We start from the raw sequence: 17,346 nt of genomic DNA, 5'->3' as shown, positions 1-17,346 counted from the left end.
CCCCACTCATCACCGGCCCCTGCCCAGCGGCAGCGCACAACAGACCAGCGCGCCGGATCCCTCAGCCGCGGGAGACGATGACGTCGCCCGAGACGGTGCTCGTGGACAGGAAGGTCGTGGCGTCCGGCTCCGCCCGGTCGACGCCCGCCGGGCGCGCCCCGCGGGCCCGCAGGTCCACGCCGTCGAGCACGATCTTGCCCGAGACGCTCCGGGCGTGGAGGTCGATGCGGGTGCCCTCGGGGGCGCGCAGGACGATGTCCGAGGACACCGTCTTCGTCGTGATGACGCAGGCGCCGGGGTCGGTGGTGAGCGCGACGACCCCGGAGACGGTGCTGATGTCGGCCCGCGTCGGACGCCCGGAGAGGCCGATCGAACCCGTACCGGTCCGGACGTTCACGGGACCGCGGTGCTGCGCGACGTCCGCCGCGCCGGACACGGTCGACACCGTCGCGGAGCCGATGACGCCGTCGAGCTCGACCGGGCCGTCGACGGTGCTCACGGTCACCGCGCCTTCGACGCCCGCCACGTGCACGGACGCACGCACCGTGGACACCCGGACGGCCACGGCCGGCGGCACGTGCAGGACAACCTCGACGGAGTCCTTGTCCCGAAGCCCACGGATCCGGTCGACGACGCCGTCGATCCCCGTGAAGTCGTACGAGACCCGGAGCTCGTCCCCGGCGAGGCCGACGACGAGCGGTCGCGCCGAGATGGCGAGCACCTCGGTGCGGACGTCGAGGTGCTCGTGCGCGACGACCCGCACGGAGCCGGCATTGATCGACACGACGACCGTCGTCACGGGGCTCGGCAGGTCGAGCGCGAGGTGGGGCTCGGTGTCCTCGGGGTTCCCCGCGCGCGCGAGGAGCGCGGTCGAGACGGTACTCGGCTCGCTGATGGTCCAGGACTCGGTGCGCATGCTCTGTGAGGTCACACGCGCAACGGTAGCCCGGCGGCCTGGGTCGACCAAGCGGTGACGCGGGCTCAGGAGATGATGCCGGCGCCGCGCAGCTCGACGGTGAGGTCCTGCGGGTTCGTCGCCGCGCCGCACGCCTCGTCGTACGTGATGACGGCGTCCCGCACGAGGTCGAACAGGTGCTGGTCGAACGTCTGCATCTTGTAGTACTCGCCCTCCTTGATGAGGTCGAGGAGGGGCGGGTTGTCTGCGGGGTGGACGATCGCCTCCGCGGTGCGTCCGGTGTTCACGAGAACTTCCGACACGACACGTCGGCCGTTGCCGTCCGCGCGCCGCACGAGGCGCTGCGAGACGATCCCGCGCAGCGCCTGGGACAGCGCCGTACGGACCTGGACCTGCTCGTGGGGCGGGAAGAAGTCGACGATGCGGTTGACCGTCTCCTGCGCGTCGATCGTGTGCAGGGTCGACATGACGAAGTGCCCGGTCTCAGCGGCCTGCAGGGCTGCGCGCACCGTCTCGGCGTCGCGCATCTCGCCGACGAGGATGACGTCCGGGTCCTGGCGCATGGCCGCGCGGAGCGCTGACGTGAAGTCGGCGGTGTCCTGCCGGACCTCGCGCTGGGAGATGATCGCCTTCTTGTCCGTGTGGAGGACCTCGATGGGGTCCTCGATGGAGATGATGTTCACCTCGCGCAGCGTGTTGATGAGATCGACCATCGAGGCCAGCGTCGTCGTCTTCCCCGAGCCGGTGGGCCCGGTGACGAGGACGAGTCCTCGCGGCTCGAGCGCCAGCTCGCCGACGACCTCGGGGAGGCCCAGCTCGGAGATGGACAGGGTCCCCTCGGTGACCCGGCGGAACACGAGGCCGACGTGGCCACGGGCCTGGTACGCGTTGACGCGGAACCGGCCGACGCCGTCGAGCTGGAACGCGAAGTCAGCCTCGTGCGACCGCTCGAAGTCGTCGACGAACTGGCTCGGCAGCACCTCCGAGAGCATGAACATCGTGTCATCCTCGGTGAGCGGGGGTGTCTGCAGCCGGCGCAGACGGCCGTCGACACGCACGCGCGGCGACGACCCCACCTTGCAGTGGAGATCGGACGCACCGGTGCTCGCCAGTGCGTGCAGCAGCGGGATGACGGACTGGCTCTGTTCGCTCACGCATGGTCTATCGGCATCGTCGCGCCGCACTTGAGGGTCTCGGTGGGCGTGGGCCGCCACACCGGCGCGGCCCACCGGAGCGTCACGGGCCGTCCCCGGACGCCCCGTGCTGGTTCTCGGCGGCATGTGTGGGACGATAGGAAGAGGCACGTGCGGCCACACGCGCGGCTACCCCTTCCTTTCACTCTAGGAGACCATCATGAGCAAGCGCGGACGCAAGAAGCGTGACCGTAAGAAGAGCGCAGCCAACCACGGCAAGCGCCCCAACTCCTGACCTCACGTCGCACGGCCACCCGAGCATGCTCCGGAGGCCGTGACGGACGACGAAGGCCCGGCTGCCATGGCAGCCGGGCCTTCGTCGTTCCACCCGGCTCGCCAGCCGACGGGACGTCGCTCAGGGCGTCGGCGGCGGCCCGGCCGACGCGGTGTGCACAGCGATTGCAGCGCGGATCCGTGCTCGTAGCTCATCCGGAGCCTGCTCGGCGCACGACCGACGCACGAGACGCTTGACCATCTCCTCGACCCCGAGCTCGGCGAGGCACGGCGAGCAGCCCGCGACGTGCTCCTGCATCCGCTGCGCATCCTGGAGGGTCATCTCCGAGTCGAGGTACTCGTCGAGGTGGCGCATCACCTCGTCGCAGGACTCGAGGTGCCGCATCGCCTCGGTACAGTCGTCGGCCGTCATCGCACGTCCTCCTTACCACCGGCAGGAACAAGCCCTCGCTCGACCGCATAGTCCCCGAGCAGCTCCCGCAGCTGCGCGCGCCCACGGTGCAGCCGCGACATCACGGTGCCGATCGGCGTTCCCATGATCTCGGCGATCTCCTTGTAGGGGAAGCCCTCCACGTCGGCAAGATAGACGGCGATCCGCCGGTCCTCGGACAGCTCCTGGAGCGCACGCTTGACGTCGGAGTCCGGCAGCCGGTCCAACGCCTGTGCCTCGGCGGACGGCAGACCCGTCGAGGAGTGGGAGGCGGCCCGGGCGATCTGCCAGTCCTCGACGTCGTCCGCGGCGGACTGCAACGGCTGACGCTGCTTCTTGCGGTACGTGTTGATGAAGGTGTTCGTGAGGATCCGGTACAGCCACGCCTTGAGGTTCGTGTCGGGCCGGTACTGGTGGAAGGCGGCGTACGCCTTCGCGAACGTCTCCTGGACGAGGTCTTCGGCATCCGAGGGGTTGCGGGTCATCCGCATCGCCGCCGAGTACAGCTGGTCGAGGTGCGCGAGCGCGTCGCGCTCGAAGCGGGCCGTGCGCGCGGCGTCGCTCTCGGTCTCCGGGGAGCGGTTCAGGTCGTCGGTCATCACCGACGAGCCTAGTCGCCCGACGGCCCCCTCGCGCGGACGGTCGTCGACGGCGACGAACGTCCGCGGTCCGCTCGTCAGGTCCGCTGGTCGGCACTCCACAGCACAGGTCACGTGGGGCACAACGCCGCCCACCGCCCGGGCATTCCCATCGCGCTGCTCACCCACGCACCTGCTCGCAGCGCGGGGAGGGATGAGCGGTTCGAGCGGCCAGACCCCCACCCACGGGGATACGGTTCAGGTATGACGACCATCGCACCCGACTCCCAGTTCCTCACCCTGCTGCGCGAGCAGGTCGGCCACGAGCTCGACGCGCACCAGCAGTACATCGCCATCGCCGTGTGGTTCGACAGCGAGGACCTTCCCCAGCTCGCCGCGCACTTCTACCGCCAGGCGGTCGAGGAGCGCAACCACGCGATGATGATCGTCCAGTACATGCTCGACCGGGACCTGCCCGTGAGGATCCCCAGCGGGGGCCCGGTCCGCAACGACTTCTCGACGGTCGTCGAGCCCCTCCAGCTCGCGCTCGACCAGGAGCGCCAGGTCACCGCGCAGATCGAGGCGATCTTCCGTGCCGCGCGCACCGAGGGCGACGTCGTGGGTGAGCAGTTCCTCCTGTGGTTCCTCAAGGAGCAGGTCGAGGAGGTCGCCTCCGCGAACACCCTCCTGACGATCGCGCGGCGTGCGGGCGACAACCTCTTCGACATCGAGAACTACCTCGCGCGCGAGGTCGTCGGCGACAGCGGGGTCCACACAGACGCCCCGCCCGCCGCCGGCGGCGCGATCTGACCGGACCGTCACGCGCACCTCACCTCACCTCACCGCACAAGGAGAACCACATGCTCATCCGCCCCATCGCCCGTTCCCTGCTGTCCGCGTCCTTCATCCAGGAAGGGCTCGACGCCGTGCGTCACCCCGACCGCCACGTCGCTGCCGCGCGGGTCCCGGCCGACCGCATCGCCGGGCTCGTCGGGCCGGGCGTGCCGCTCACCGACCGCCAGCTGACCACGGCGGTGCGGACGCACGGTGCGCTCACCCTCGCCGCTGGCGCGGCTCTCGCCCTCGGCAAGGCACCACGGACGGCAGCGCTGCTCCTCGCGGTCCTCACGGTGCCGCTCGCGGTCGCCGACGAGCCGTTCAGCGGTGGCGACGACCGCCGCGAGCGCACGACGCTGTTCGCCCGTCGGCTCGGCGCGGTCGGTGCAGCCCTGCTCGCGGGCCTCGACCGCGAGGGACGGCCGGGGTTCGCGTGGCGCGTCGAGCACGCCCGCAAGAAGGTCAACCACTGACGTCCCTCCCCGAGCCGGGCAGGCCGGTGCCCTAGCCTGTGAGCATGACCGCGCCTGCCCCGCTCACCTCCCCGCCCGACGCCGATCTGTGGCCCGCGCCGACGCTCGCCCCCGCGCCCGGCAGGCTCGATGCGCTCGTCGACGTCCCCGGGTCGAAGTCACTCACGAACCGGTACCTCGTCCTCGCGGCGCTGGCCGACGGACCGGGCCGGCTGCGGGGCGCGCTCCGCAGCCGGGACACCGACCTCATGGTCGCTGCCCTGCGTGCCGTGGGTGTGGGCATCACTGAGGGCGGGGAGCCGGGCGAGTGGCGGATCGAGCCGGGCGCCCTCACCGGTGGGGCCTCCGTCGACTGCGGTCTCGCGGGGACGGTCATGCGCTTCTTCCCGGCGGTCGCCGCGCTCGCGGCCGGCAGTGTCGCGCTCGACGGTGACCCCGGCGCGCGGGTCCGCCCGATGGGGCCCGTCATCGACGGGTTGCGTGGGCTCGGCGTGCGCGTCGACGACGAGGGGCGGGGGCTGCTGCCGCTCGTCGTGCACGGGACCGGCCGCGTGCCGGGGGGACGGGTCAGCGTCGACGCGTCGGCGTCCAGCCAGTTCGTCTCGGGGCTGCTGCTCGCCGCCGCCCGGTTCGACAGCGGCCTCGTCCTCACCCACACCGGTGCGACCCTGCCGAGCGTGCCCCACATCGACATGACCGTCGACGTCCTGCGGGAAGCCGGCGTCGAGGTGGACACCTCGGAGCCGCTCACCTGGTCCGTGCGCCCGGGACCCATCCGCTCCAGGGACGTGCGGGTCGAGCCGGACCTGTCGAACGCCGGTCCCTTCCTCGCGGCTGCGCTCGTCGTCGGGGGCACCGTCCGGGTCCCGGGGTGGCCGACGAGCACCACGCAACCCGGCGCCATGATGCCGGACCTCCTCACCGCGATGGGTGCCAGCGCACGGCAGGACGGCGACGTGCTGTCCGTGACAGGCACCGGTGCGATCTCGGGGATCGACGTCGACCTCCACGAGGCGGGTGAGCTCGCACCCACGATCGCTGCGCTCGCCGCTCTCGCCGACTCCCCCAGCCGGCTGCGTGGGATCGCGCACCTGCGCGGCCACGAGACGGACCGGTTGGCCGCCCTGGCCGCGGAGATCTCCCGGCTGGGCGGTCGCGCCGAGGAGACGAGCGACGGGCTGACGATCACGCCCGCACCCCTGCACGGGGGCCGGGTGCGCACGTACCACGACCACCGCATGGCGACTGCGGGCGCGATCCTCGGACTGCGCGTGCCGGGGGTCCTCGTCGAGAACGTCGGCACGACCGCCAAGACCCTGCCGGGGTTCACGCAGATGTGGGACGCGATGCTCGGCAGCGCCGCTGCACCTGGGGCCCAGGTGGGTACAGACGGCGCGGCGACCGCAGGAACGGCGGGCTGACGGCCGTGGCAGGTCGCGCGAAGGACGAGTCGGACTTCCACCAGCGCCCGAGCAAGCGTGGCACACGACCCCGCACGAAGACGCGTCCCGAGCACGAGGACGCCGTCTCGGGGCTCGTCACGGGTGTCGATCGTGGCCGGTACACGCTCCTCGTCGACGAGGACGGCCCCGACGAGCACACGATCACCGCCATGAAGGCACGCGAGCTCACCCGCCAGCGTGTCGTGTGCGGGGACCGCGTGGACGTCGTCGGGGACACCTCGGGCGACGCCGGGACCCTCGCCCGCATCGTGCGGATCACCGAGCGCACCACCGTCCTGCGGCGCACGGCCGACGACACCGACCCGTTCGAACGCATCATCGTCGCCAACGCGGACCAGCTCGTCATCGTCACCGCGCTCGCCGACCCCGAGCCCCGCACCCGCATGATCGACCGGTGCGTCGTCGCCGCGTACGAGGCCGGGATGGACGTCCTGCTGTGCCTCACCAAGGCGGACCTCGCCTCGCCGGACGCCTTGCGGGCGCTCTACGAGCCGATCGGCGTCAGTGTCGTCACGACCCAGCAGGCGCCCGACGGGACGATCACGCCCCTCGAGACGGTCCGGGACGCGCTCGCCGGCCGGACCTCGGTGTTCGTGGGGCACTCGGGCGTGGGAAAGTCCACCCTCGTCAACGCGCTCGTACCCGGCGCACGCCGGTCGGTCGGCGTCGTCAACGACGTCACGGGACGCGGCCGCCAGACCTCGACCTCGGCCGTCGCGCTGCGCCTCCCCGAGCACGACGGGGAGCGCGGCTGGGTGATCGACACACCCGGTGTGCGCTCGTTCGGGCTCGCGCACGTCCAGATCGAGAACCTCCTCGCGGCGTTCGACGACCTCGACGAGGTCGCCGCCGCGTGCCCCCGCGGGTGCACGCACCTCGAAGGCTCCCCCGACTGCGCCCTCGACGACTGGGTCGCGGCCGTCGACGCCGCTCCCGAGCAGCAGTCGGCGCGGGCCGCACGCCTCGACTCGTTCCGCCGACTGCTCACCGCGCGTTCCTGACCGCCTCCGACGTGGAGCCCGGCCCCACCGATACGGTGAGTCCCATGAGCCCTCGATCGGTATACGACGACGACCTGCGACTCGCCCTCGTGCTGGCCGACCAGGTCGACTCCCTGACGATGTCCCGGTTCAAGGCCCTCGACCTGCACGTGGAGTCCAAGCCGGACGCGACCCCGGTGACCGACGCGGACCGCAGCGCGGAGGAGATCATCCGCGGGCAGCTCAGCCGCTCCCGGGGGCGGGACGCCATCGTCGGTGAGGAGTTCGGCACGACGGGCCACAGCTCCCGGCGCTGGATCATCGACCCCATTGACGGGACGAAGAACTTCGTCCGCGGCGTGCCGGTGTGGGCCACGCTCATCGCGCTGGCCGAGGGCGACGACGTCGTCGTCGGGGTGGTGAGCGCGCCGGCGCTCGGGCGACGCTGGTGGGCGGCGAAGGGCACGGGCGCCTGGACGGGGCGTTCGCTCGCGCACGCGACCCGGCTGCGGGTCTCCGGGGTCAGGGAGCTCGCTGACGCGTCGGTGTCCTACTCCAGCCTGTCCGGCTGGGAGGAGCGGGGCATGCTCCCGGGCTTCCTCGACGTCTCGCGCCAGGCCTGGCGCACCCGCGCCTACGGTGACTTCTGGTCGTACATGCTCGTCGCCGAGGGGGCGGTCGACGTCGCGATGGAGCCGGAGCTCGCCCTGTACGACATGGCGGCGCTCGTGCCGATCGTCACCGAGGCCGGCGGACGCTTCAGCTCGCTCGCGGGCGTCGACGGACCGCACGGCGGGGATGCGCTCGTCTCCAACGGCCTGCTGCACGACGAGGTGCGCGCCGTCCTGGGCGACCCCACTCCGTAGGGCGCGCCGCGTCCGCGGCTCACGCCCGGGGGATGCTGCCGAGCTCCGACGTGTCGTACCACAGCAGGTCCCGCTCGGTGAGGCGCTCCATCGCGGCCTCGTCCCCCGCCATGACCGCTTGGACGTCCGTCGCGGCCTCGGGCTCGTCGACGTGCGCGCACACGACGAGCACGTCGGCGACCGGCTCGCGGATCTCGACGGCGCTGAGCGGGACCTCGTCCTCCTCCGCGCCGGGGTCCTGCGCGGCGGGTCCCACGAGGGTGTCCGGCACGTCGACGGACAGCACGAGGCGCAGCCACGGGACCGACGGGTCGGCAGCGATGGCGAGGAGGGAGTCGTCTGCCGCGAACATCTGGGCGACGTACTCGACCTCCTCGAGGTCCTCGACGCCCTCCGCGGCGAGCGCCCGGACGAGGGCCGGCGTCGCGGCGTGGGCGCGACGGGGCTGCAGGTCGAGCCGTCCGCGGCGGAGGGCGTCGAGCTCGTCGAGCGTCGCGGGCAGGTAGAGGCGCATGGGCCTAGTCTGCCACCCGTCCGTCGCGGGCCGGGGCCGAGCGCGCTGACCGCTGACCTAGCGCGCCACGCGTCGATCGCCAGCCGGTGAGCGCCCGGCCGGGGCCAGCGCATCCGCGCCACCAGCCCCGTCGGCCGTCCCACCGGCGGCGGCGCGCACCCGGTCGGCGACCGCCTGCACCCCCTGCCGGACAGCGGAGCCCGGCGCGTGCTCGACGAGGGTGCGACCGGCGAGGACTGCGGCGTCGCACACCGCCTGGTCCTCCGGGACGAAGAGTGCGTCGTTGACGCTCGCATAGCGGTACAGCGCGTCCCGCACGAGCGCCGCCGGACGCGGACCGACCGCGGAGGCACGGAGCCTGTTGACGACGACCACCCGCTCGGTGAGATCTGCGACGCCGCAGTCCCGGAGGTCGTCGAGGGCGCGGACGAGGCGCTGGATGCCCACCGGACCCGCACTGCCGACCACGACGATCGTGTCCGCTGCCGACAGCGCAGCGAGGGTCGCGCCGTTGCGCTGCGGCGCGCGGGTGTCGTACGAGAGCATCTCGTCGCTCTCGATGCCGAAGCCGCAGTCGACGACGGTCCACCGGGCCAGTGACCGCGCAGCCTCCCAGAGCGCCTCGAGGGAGGCAGGGTGCACCTCCGGCCAGCGCGACGGGCGCGCGATGCCGGTGAGCACCCGCAGCCGCGTGGAGATCTCGGGGGCGAGGCGCGCAAGCAGCGCGACATCGAGACCGCCCTGGGCCGCGGCGCGGCTGGCTACGGCGATCCCCGCGGACTCGTCGAGCATCCCGCTCATCTGAGCGAGGGATCCGGAGTAGGTGTCGGCATCGACGAGCAGGGTCCGGTCACCGGTCGCTGCCGCGGCGCCGCCGCCTCTGCGCATCCGTGCTCGGGGACGCCCCGGGCCGGCCGCGAGCTCCGCGGCGAGGTTGAGGGCGACGGTTGATCGTCCAGGGGCTCCCGTCGGGCCCCACACGGCGACGACGCGGCCAGGGGCCTCGGTCGCAGGGTCCACCGTCCCGACCTGGTCCGCGTCGCGGACGGTGAACGACGGCCACGCGGTGTGCTCGAGGCTGTCCGCACCCGGTCGCGCGCCGTGGACCGCGCCTGTGGGTCCGGTCGTGGCAGGTCCGGCTGCAGCGAGCGCACGCACGGACTCCACGAGAGCGCTCTCGACGTCGGCAGCGACGAGCACAGCGTCGGCCCCGAGGGCCGCGAGCCGGCCCGGCGCAGCGTCGTCCGCTCCGTCGACGAGCCCGATCACCCGGAGACCGTCGGCGCGCAGCGCCGAGACGACGGGCCGGTCGAGTCCATCGAGGTCGGCGGAGACGACCGCGATCACGCCCAGCCCGGACGCTGCGGCGGCGAGCAGCTCGGGGACGTCGGCGCACCGACGCGTGACGTCGAGCCCGGCTCCTGGGTGCGCGAGCACACTCACGACGGTGCCCTCGAGGGCACCGCGCACGCAGCACAGGACGGTTGTCGGGGGCCGGACGGCCGAGGGCGTCATCCGTCGATCCCGGGCACCGGCATGACCGAGACGGATCCGTCGGACGACAGCGCGGAGAGCACGTCGGGGAGGTCGCGGGTGGGCACAAGGACGTGGATCGTCCGGGCCCCGCCCGCGACGAGCGACCCACCCCGTTCCTCCCCGAGCTCAGCCACGACGAGCGCTTCGGCAAGGAGCGCTGGTTCGAGCCCGGCGCCCGTCGCGCGGTCCGCCGCCGGGACGAACCACAGGTCGACGAGCGCCCCGGTGACGACGCTCGAGGAGAGCGCGCCACCGACCGGGACCGCCACGGCGCGCATCTCGAGGTCCGCCTGCCTGCCCACGGCGGACCGCGCGAGCAGCTCCCGCTCTCCGACGGTCCGCAGCGCGACGAGGTCGGCGGGCACGTCCTGTGCGGCGGTGTAGTAGAGGTCCGTCTGGTCGCCCAGCCGGACGTCGACGACGACGAGGTCCTCCGGTCGGACGGGCTCGCCCGGCACGATCGTTGCGTCGACGGCGTACACGGCCACCGTCCGCGCAGCGTCGGACACGGCCCAGGACCCCAGCGCGACGGAGCCCACGACGAGGAGGATGCCCACCCCGAGCCGGGGGTCTCGCCACCCGGGTCGTCGCAGGCGCGGTGCGACGGGCGCGGGGCGGTCGAGCAGGGCAGCGGCTCTCTCGGGCATGAACGAGATCCTGTCGTCAGGGAGCGGGCGCGACGCGCGGCAGGCGCCGGGCTGGGGCACATCCTGCCCGTTTTCCGCAGGTCGTGCACCTGCCTGTGGACACGCGGAACACCTGCGTGCGATCGTGCAAAACTGGGGGCATGGCTGCTCGATTCCTCACCCTTGCCGATGTCACGGAGGCACTCAACATCTCTGCGGCCCAGGCGTACGCGCTCGTGCGGAGCGGTGAGCTCCCCGCCATCCAGGTCGGCGGTCGCGGCCAGTGGCGCGTCGAGACCGTCGAGCTCGAGGCGTACATCCAGCGGATGTACGCCCAGACCCGAGCGAAGGTCGAAGCGAGCGGGTTCGACGAAGCCTGACGGGGCACCGCCCCACCGCAGGGCCTCGCGTCACCCCGTCGAGCTCACGCAGGTGATCGCGCTGAAGGCGATGACGTCCGCCTCGTCGACCGACGTCCGGACCCGGTCCTCCACGTGCGCGGGGGCGAGGTCGAGGTGATCGCGCCCCACCCGGTTGATCCGACCGAGGTACCTGCGCTCCGGCGTCCCCACCGAGACCACCCGCCGGTCGCGCGCGATCTCACGCAGCGCCCGGCCGAGCGTGACGTCCACGCTGCGCGACGTCGCCGCGTCGACGGGACGTGCTCGCGTTCCTAGCCCGCGCCACACCTCGCCCGCCGCGGTCGGCACGAGGACCTCCCGCCCGCCGGAGACGAGCAGCACCCAGTCCGCATGCACCTCACGGACCTGGCCGTGGATGTCCTGGCCCCCGCGCACGACCACCGACACCGGAGCGCCGAGCACGGCCCGGAGCCGGTCCCGGAGCGTGAGCGTCGCCCACTCCGCACGGGTGAGGTCGGCGACGACGGCGTCCCGCTCGGCGGCGTCGGCCGACTCGAGCTGGCCCGCAAGGTCCGCGAACAACGTCTCCCACCGCATGTCACCAGCGTCGCGTCCCGCACCGCTCGACCCCGAAGTCGTCCACAGGCTGGTACCGGGTGTAGACAGCACGACGCGCATCCAGTTGGATCAACACATGCCGACCGCTATCAAACAGCATCAAACAGCACCGAACGCAGCACGACCGCTCGCGGTCGCCGCGCTCGGGACAGTGACGTGCCTCCTCCTGTGCGGCGCGCTCGCGACGCGGCTCACGACGGGGTGGGCAGCACGCGAGACCCTCCTCTCCGGACGCCCGAGCAGCGGGGCGCTCGGCCAGATCGTCGAGCTCCCTCTGCTGGCGTTCGGCGTCGCGATCGCCGCCTGGTGGGCACTGAGCCTGCTTCTCGCGACGGTGACACTTGCCGCTCGGGCGACCGGGGCACGAGCCACCCTCCTGCTGCGGTGCGTGAGCACCTTCGCACCGCGCGCCGTGCAGCGTCTGGCCGTCGCCGGGCTCGGCGCAGGACTCGTGCTGCTCGTCGCCCCGGCCCAGGCCGCCGAGCCCCCGCCGGACCTCGGATGGGTCACGACACCGTCGACAGCCCCAGCCGCGACAGACGCTGCCGCCGACCGCACCACGCCCCAGGAGCCCGGCGGCCCCGCGGGACCGACTCCGGTCGACACCGCCGTCGAGCCCGGGACCACTCCTGCCCTCGCGAACAGTGTGACCGTCGGCGCCGGGGACACGCTGTGGTCCATCGCCCGCGACCACCTCGCAGCCGGTGCCGGCGACGACCAGATCGCCGCCGCATGGCCCGCCTGGTACGCCGCGAACACCGCCACGATCGGCGACGATCCCGACGTCATCCAGGTCGGCCAGATGCTCGTCACCCCGCCCGTCCACCACTGACCGCTCGTGCCCATACCCACCACCCTGCGACCAGGAGCACCGATGACCACGACGACGATGCGCACGCCCAGCCCCACGAGCGCCGGCACGACCCTCCGACCGGAACCCGCCGCGCGGAGCGTCCGGGCTCCACGACGCACCGACTTCGCGGCGGCGAGCGTCAGCCGCGCGCCCCGCCGTCCGCGCGCGAACGGACCACGCGAGTTCAGCCACCGTGCCGGCGGCCCCCTGCAGCCGCGCGACATCGACGCGCCGCGCGCACCCGTGGACCTCGGTGACCCCACCGCCCTGTGCTGTGCCGTCGCGCACGCCGCGATGGAGTCGCTGCGGGGCGTGCGCCCCCTGGCTCAGCTCGCCCGGTCCGTCTCCCCCGAGGTGTTCGACGCCCTGCACGCTCGCGCCCAGGTGAGAGAACAGGCTCGTCGGGCGAGCGGCTCGGACGCACCCGCGCTGCAGAGCAGCTCACGCGTCCGCCGAGCACGCGTCGTCCGCCTCGCACCGGGCGTCGCCGAGGCCGCCGTGGTCGTCGACGACGTCGACCGGGTCCGCGCTGCGGCGCTGCGGGTCGAGGAGCACCGGGGACGGTGGCGCGTCGTCGTGCTCGAGATCGGCTGAGGCGTGCCGCGACGACCGCGCACGCCCGGGCGCTCGCCGAGGCTTCGAGACACGAGAAGGGCGCCCCCACGAGCGGGAGGCGCCCTTCTCGAACCCCGCGGTGCGCCGCGGGACCGTGCTACTGCTTCTTCGTCTGCTTCGCGGCCCGCCGACGTGCCTCACGGTTGCCGGCGTCGCCAGCGGGGGCCGGCGTGCCGTTCTCGCCGGTCGTCTCGGCGATGTCGCCGCCGACCGGGCCGACGGCGTCCTCGCTCGGTGCCGTGTAGCTCAGCGGGACCTTGCGGTCCGGACCGTCGAGGCCCTTCGCGACGAGCACCGGCTCCGCCTCGGTCTGCGCCTGCGCAGCACCTGCGGACCCGAGGGCCGCGCCCGTGGCGCTCGTGGCGGCCGCCGCAGCGCCCGCCGCGGAGACGACGTTCGCCGCCGGCTCGACCTTCACCTCGAGGTTGAACAGGTACGCGACCGACTCCTCCTTGATGGCCTCGGTCATCGCCTGGAACAGGAGGAACCCCTCGCGCTGGTACTCCACGAGCGGGTCACGCTGCGCCATGGCACGCAGACCGATGCCCTCCTTGAGGTAGTCCATCTCGTAGAGGTGCTCGCGCCACTTGCGGTCCAGCACCGAGAGCACCACGCGACGCTCGAGCTGACGCATGTTCTTCTCGCCGAGCTCGGCCTCGCGCGCCTCGTAGGCGTGCTTCGCGTCGGAGAGGACCTCCGTGAGGATGAGGTCGTGCGTGAGCCGCTCGACGCCGCCCGCCTGCTCGACGACCTCGTCGACCTCGATGGACACCGGGTAGACCGCGCGCAGCGCGGTCCACAGGGCCTCGAGGTCCCACTGGTCCGGGTTCCCGGCCGCCGTCGCGCCCTCGACGTACGCCGTGAGGACGTCCGTGATGAAGTGCTGGATCTGCTCGGCCATGTCCTCGCCGCTGAGCACCCGGCGGCGCTCGTCGTAGATGACGGACCGCTGCCGGGACAGGACGTCGTCGTACTTGAGGACGTTCTTGCGGATCTCGAAGTTGCGGCTCTCCACCTGGCCCTGCGCGCTCGCGATCCCGCGCGTGACGATCTTCGACTCGAGCGGCATGTCGTCCGGGAACCCCGCACGCTGCATCATCGACTCGGCGAGGCCGGAACCGAACAGGCGCATGAGGTCGTCCTGCATCGACAGGTAGAACCGCGACTCCCCCGGGTCACCCTGACGGCCTGACCGACCACGCAGCTGGTTGTCGATGCGGCGCGACTCGTGCCGCTCGGTGCCCAGGACGTAGAGCCCACCGAGCTCAGCGACCTCGTCGTGCTCGTCGGACACGGCCTTCTTCGCGGCCTCGAGGGCCTCGGGCCACGCGGCCTCGTACTCCTCGGGCGACTCGGTGGCGTCCAGGCCCCGGGCCGTGAGCGTCTCGATCGCCATGAACTCGGCGTTGCCGCCGAGCATGATGTCCGTCCCACGACCAGCCATGTTCGTCGCGACCGTGACCGCGCCCTTGCGCCCGGCCTGCGCGACGATCGCCGCCTCACGAGCGTGCTGCTTCGCGTTGAGCACCTCGTGCGGGACACCCTGCTTCTTGAGCTTCGCCGACAACAGCTCCGACTTCTCGACGCTCGTCGTCCCGACGAGGACCGGCTGGCCCTTCGCGTGGCGCTCGACGATGTCCTCGACGACGGCGTTGAACTTCCCGTCCTCGTTCTTGTAGACGAGGTCGGGCTGGTCGATGCGCTGCATCGTGCGGTTCGTCGGGATCGGCACGACACCCAGCGAATAGGTGCCCTGGAACTCCGCAGCCTCGGTCTCGGCCGTACCGGTCATGCCGGCGAGCTTGGAGTACAGACGGAAGTAGTTCTGCAGCGTGATCGTGGCGAGGGTCTGGTTCTCGGCCTTGATGGCCACACCCTCCTTGGCCTCGATCGCCTGGTGCATGCCCTCGTTGTAGCGGCGACCGGCGAGGATGCGCCCGGTGTGCTCGTCGACGATGAGGACCTCGCCCTTGATGACGACGTAGTCCTTGTCCCGCTTGAACAGCTCCTTCGCCTTGATGGCGTTGTTGAGGAACCCGATGAGCGGGGTGTTGAGGGACTCGTAGAGGTTGTCGATGCCGAGGTAGTCCTCAACCTTCGCGATGCCGGGCTCGAGGACGCCGACGGTGCGCTTCTTCTCGTCGACCTCGTAGTCCTCCTCGGCGACGAGGCGACGCGCCACGCGCGCGAACTCGCCGTACCACTTGTTGATGTCACCCGAGGCAGGACCGGAGATGATGAGCGGAGTCCGCGCCTCGTCGATGAGGATCGAGTCGACCTCGTCGACGATCGCGAAGTGGTGACCGCGCTGGACGAGGTCGTCGGTCGACCACGCCATGTTGTCGCGGAGGTAGTCGAAGCCGAACTCGTTGTTCGTGCCGTAGGTGATGTCCTTGGCGTACTGCTCCCGGCGCTCGGCCGGGGTCTGACCGGAGAGGATGCACCCCGTGCTCATGCCGAGGAACCGGAACACCCGGCCCATGAGCTCGCTCTGGTAGCGGGCGAGGTAGTCGTTGACCGTGACGACGTGGACGCCCTCGCCGGTGAGCGCGTTGAGGTAGGCCGGCAACGTCGCCACGAGGGTCTTGCCCTCACCGGTCTTCATCTCGGCGATGTTGCCGAGGTGGAGCGCGGCACCGCCCATGAGCTGGACGTCGAAGTGGCGCTGGCCGAGAGTGCGTCGCGCCGCCTCCCGGACGGTGGCGAACGCCTCGGGCAGGAGGTCGTCGAGGCTGGCGCCGTCCGCGAGCCGCTCCTTGAAGCGTTCGGTCTCCTCACGCAGCTCGATGTCGGTGAGCGCCTCGAAGCTCTCCTCCAGCGCGTTGACCTGCTTCGCCAGTCCGGACAACTTCTTGACAATCCGGCCCTCGCCGAAGCGCAGGACCTTCTCGAGGATCGCAGCCACGCAGTACTCCCGATTCGAGTGTTTCGTTCATCGACCGAACCCGAGTGGCTCAGACGGCGTACATCGACCCATCGTAGGCGAGGCGGGGTGCTCCACGTCACGCCCGTCCAGGGCAAGGCCCACCGGACCCGCGAGGTCGCCGCGGCCACGCACGTCGATGCCGCCCAGCCCGAGCCATCCCGCCAGGACCGCGAGCTCCCGCGCGAGCAGTGCGGGGGTCAGCGGTGTCGCGAACTCCTCCCCGTACGCGGCGAGCACCTGCAGCACCCCCGCCGCACGGTCGGCCTTGAGGTCGACGCGCGCCGTGATGCGCTCCCCCTCGAGGAAGGGCAGGACGTAGTAGCCGAACCGGCGCTCGTGGGCCGGCACGTAGATCTCGATGCGGTAGTGCGTCCCGAAGAGCTCCGCGAGGCGGCGGCGCTCGAACACGAGGGGGTCGAACGGGCTGAGGAGGGTCGCTGCTCGAGCGGCCCGCGGCGTGCGCGCGTCGCGGTGCAGGAAGGTCTGACGGTCCCACCCACGCACCGCGACGGCCTCGATCACCCCGGCCTCGACGAGCTCGGCGAGGGCGGTGCGCGTCGCGGGCCCGCGCAGGCGGAAGTAGTCCGCGAAGCACCGCACCGTGCCGACGCCGTGGGCACGCGCACCGATCTCGAGCAGACCGCGCACGGCGTCCTCGTCTGACGGCTCGGGGGCATCGAGGAGGGGCGCCGGCAGGACGCGCTCGGCCAGGTCGTACCGGCGCTGGAACGCGGCGTCCCGCCCGGCCGAGGCGACCTCTCCGGTGAAGAAGAGGAGCTCGAGCGCGCGCTTGGCAACCGACCACCTCCACCCCCACGCCGTGCTGTCCCGCGCGTGGGAGGTCGTGAGGAGGCGCTCCACCTCGGACGCGGTGACGGGACCGAGGTCACGCACGATCGCGCGGACCTCGCGGACCTCTGCGCTGTGCGCGAGCTCCGTCCCGCTGATCGTCGCCCACGCCTGCGTCTGGTAGCGGCGGCGGCGCCAGACGAGGAGTGCGTACGTCTCGGGCGAGACGTACGAGGCCTCGTGGGCCCAGTACTCGACGAGCCGCCGAGGCGCGCTGCGCGTCGCCCGGTCGAGCAGACCGGTGTCGTACGGACCAAGTCGGGAGTACAGGGGCATGAGGTGAGCGCGTGCCAGGACGTTCACGGAGTCGATCTGCAGCACGCCGATGCGGTCGACCACCTGCTGCACGCCGCGCATCGTCACCCGGCCCGGGCGTCGGACCGTTGCCAGCCCCTGGGCCGCGAGCGCGGTGCGCCGCGCCTGCCCGGCCGTCAGGGTGCGTGAGGTCGGCACGGTGGTCCTCCGTCGTCGGTCCGG

General features: G+C 72.2%; 19 protein-coding genes. 9 read left to right on the top strand and 10 right to left on the bottom strand.

What is annotated here, in order from left to right; genetic code table 11:
- Positions 1–61: 61 nt before the first annotated feature.
- The gene (locus AC2AXK_RS13900; protein WP_484345988.1) at positions 62–931 is read right to left on the bottom strand and encodes a DUF4097 family beta strand repeat-containing protein; all 870 of its coding nucleotides are present in this window, start codon (positions 929–931) and stop codon (positions 62–64) included.
- A 50-nt stretch (positions 932–981) separates the two neighbouring features.
- The gene (locus tag AC2AXK_RS13895; protein ID WP_484345987.1) at positions 982–2,070 is read right to left on the bottom strand and encodes a type IV pilus twitching motility protein PilT; all 1,089 of its coding nucleotides are present in this window, start codon (positions 2,068–2,070) and stop codon (positions 982–984) included.
- Between the two features lie 199 nt (positions 2,071–2,269).
- Between AC2AXK_RS13895 and AC2AXK_RS13890 the strand changes: the two genes are divergently transcribed.
- Positions 2,270–2,344: a 50S ribosomal protein bL37 gene (locus tag AC2AXK_RS13890; RefSeq protein ID WP_484346051.1), complete on the top strand. Its 75-nt coding sequence runs from the start codon at positions 2,270–2,272 to the stop codon at positions 2,342–2,344.
- 120 nt (positions 2,345–2,464) lie between these two features.
- On the opposite strand, the gene rsrA is transcribed toward AC2AXK_RS13890, so the two are convergent.
- The gene (rsrA, locus tag AC2AXK_RS13885; protein WP_484345986.1) at positions 2,465–2,755 is read right to left on the bottom strand and encodes a mycothiol system anti-sigma-R factor; all 291 of its coding nucleotides are present in this window, start codon (positions 2,753–2,755) and stop codon (positions 2,465–2,467) included.
- Positions 2,752–3,453, bottom strand: a complete 702-nt coding sequence (locus AC2AXK_RS13880; protein ID WP_484346050.1) for a sigma-70 family RNA polymerase sigma factor — start codon at positions 3,451–3,453, stop codon at positions 2,752–2,754. The genes rsrA and AC2AXK_RS13880 overlap by 4 nt, the downstream gene beginning before the upstream one ends.
- 162 nt (positions 3,454–3,615) lie before the next feature.
- Here AC2AXK_RS13880 and AC2AXK_RS13875 point away from each other — a divergent pair, with 162 nt between their 5' ends.
- Genes AC2AXK_RS13875 through hisN form a run of 5 tightly spaced genes read left to right on the top strand, consistent with a single transcriptional unit; the run spans position 3,616 to position 7,970 of the window.
- On the top strand, positions 3,616–4,161 hold the full coding sequence (locus tag AC2AXK_RS13875; protein WP_484345985.1) for a ferritin: 546 nt from the start codon (positions 3,616–3,618) through the stop codon (positions 4,159–4,161).
- 50 nt (positions 4,162–4,211) lie between these two features.
- Entirely contained in the window at positions 4,212–4,661 is a 450-nt protein-coding gene (locus tag AC2AXK_RS13870; protein WP_484345984.1) for a DoxX family membrane protein, read from the top strand.
- Positions 4,662–4,705: 44 nt separating this feature from the next.
- Positions 4,706–6,082 (top strand): 3-phosphoshikimate 1-carboxyvinyltransferase, encoded by a 1,377-nt coding sequence (gene aroA, locus AC2AXK_RS13865; RefSeq protein WP_484345983.1) that lies wholly within the window; start codon positions 4,706–4,708, stop codon positions 6,080–6,082.
- A gap of 5 nt (positions 6,083–6,087) precedes the next feature.
- Complete coding sequence (gene rsgA / locus AC2AXK_RS13860) at positions 6,088–7,125, top strand: ribosome small subunit-dependent GTPase A (protein ID WP_484345982.1); 1,038 nt, start codon at positions 6,088–6,090, stop codon at positions 7,123–7,125.
- Positions 7,126–7,169: 44 nt separating this feature from the next.
- Positions 7,170–7,970: a histidinol-phosphatase gene (gene hisN / locus AC2AXK_RS13855; RefSeq protein ID WP_484345981.1), complete on the top strand. Its 801-nt coding sequence runs from the start codon at positions 7,170–7,172 to the stop codon at positions 7,968–7,970.
- 19 nt (positions 7,971–7,989) lie between these two features.
- Here hisN and AC2AXK_RS13850 read toward each other — a convergent pair whose 3' ends face one another.
- Genes AC2AXK_RS13850 through AC2AXK_RS13840 form a run of 3 tightly spaced genes read right to left on the bottom strand, consistent with a single transcriptional unit; the run spans position 7,990 to position 10,667 of the window.
- Positions 7,990–8,484 carry a DUF6912 family protein gene (locus AC2AXK_RS13850; protein WP_484345980.1) on the bottom strand — a complete coding sequence of 165 codons (495 nt, stop codon included), beginning with the start codon at positions 8,482–8,484 and terminating at the stop codon, positions 7,990–7,992.
- A 57-nt stretch (positions 8,485–8,541) separates the two neighbouring features.
- Positions 8,542–9,999, bottom strand: coding sequence for a CpaE/TadZ family protein (locus AC2AXK_RS13845; RefSeq protein ID WP_484345979.1), 1,458 nt, complete (start codon positions 9,997–9,999; stop codon positions 8,542–8,544).
- The gene (locus AC2AXK_RS13840; protein ID WP_484345978.1) at positions 9,996–10,667 is read right to left on the bottom strand and encodes a hypothetical protein; all 672 of its coding nucleotides are present in this window, start codon (positions 10,665–10,667) and stop codon (positions 9,996–9,998) included. The genes AC2AXK_RS13845 and AC2AXK_RS13840 overlap by 4 nt, the downstream gene beginning before the upstream one ends.
- A gap of 140 nt (positions 10,668–10,807) precedes the next feature.
- Between AC2AXK_RS13840 and AC2AXK_RS13835 the strand changes: the two genes are divergently transcribed.
- Positions 10,808–11,026 (top strand): helix-turn-helix domain-containing protein, encoded by a 219-nt coding sequence (locus tag AC2AXK_RS13835; RefSeq protein ID WP_484345977.1) that lies wholly within the window; start codon positions 10,808–10,810, stop codon positions 11,024–11,026.
- A gap of 30 nt (positions 11,027–11,056) precedes the next feature.
- Here the strand turns inward: AC2AXK_RS13835 and AC2AXK_RS13830 are convergent, their stop codons facing one another.
- Complete coding sequence (locus tag AC2AXK_RS13830) at positions 11,057–11,605, bottom strand: hypothetical protein (RefSeq protein ID WP_484345976.1); 549 nt, start codon at positions 11,603–11,605, stop codon at positions 11,057–11,059.
- A gap of 97 nt (positions 11,606–11,702) precedes the next feature.
- Between AC2AXK_RS13830 and AC2AXK_RS13825 the strand changes: the two genes are divergently transcribed.
- Both AC2AXK_RS13825 and AC2AXK_RS13820 read left to right on the top strand, forming a co-directional pair.
- Positions 11,703–12,458 carry a LysM peptidoglycan-binding domain-containing protein gene (locus tag AC2AXK_RS13825; protein ID WP_484345975.1) on the top strand — a complete coding sequence of 252 codons (756 nt, stop codon included), beginning with the start codon at positions 11,703–11,705 and terminating at the stop codon, positions 12,456–12,458.
- A gap of 42 nt (positions 12,459–12,500) precedes the next feature.
- Positions 12,501–13,073: an Rv3235 family protein gene (locus AC2AXK_RS13820; protein WP_484345974.1), complete on the top strand. Its 573-nt coding sequence runs from the start codon at positions 12,501–12,503 to the stop codon at positions 13,071–13,073.
- Between the two features lie 118 nt (positions 13,074–13,191).
- On the opposite strand, the gene secA is transcribed toward AC2AXK_RS13820, so the two are convergent.
- Both secA and AC2AXK_RS13810 read right to left on the bottom strand, forming a co-directional pair.
- Entirely contained in the window at positions 13,192–15,999 is a 2,808-nt protein-coding gene (gene secA / locus AC2AXK_RS13815) for a preprotein translocase subunit SecA (RefSeq protein ID WP_484345973.1), read from the bottom strand.
- A 27-nt stretch (positions 16,000–16,026) separates the two neighbouring features.
- Complete coding sequence (locus AC2AXK_RS13810) at positions 16,027–17,322, bottom strand: winged helix-turn-helix domain-containing protein (protein ID WP_484345972.1); 1,296 nt, start codon at positions 17,320–17,322, stop codon at positions 16,027–16,029.
- Positions 17,323–17,346 lie beyond the last annotated feature (24 nt).

It is taken from the genome of Sanguibacter sp. Z6_81 (genome assembly GCF_057180625.1).
This window is presented reverse-complemented; position numbering and strand designations above follow the sequence as displayed.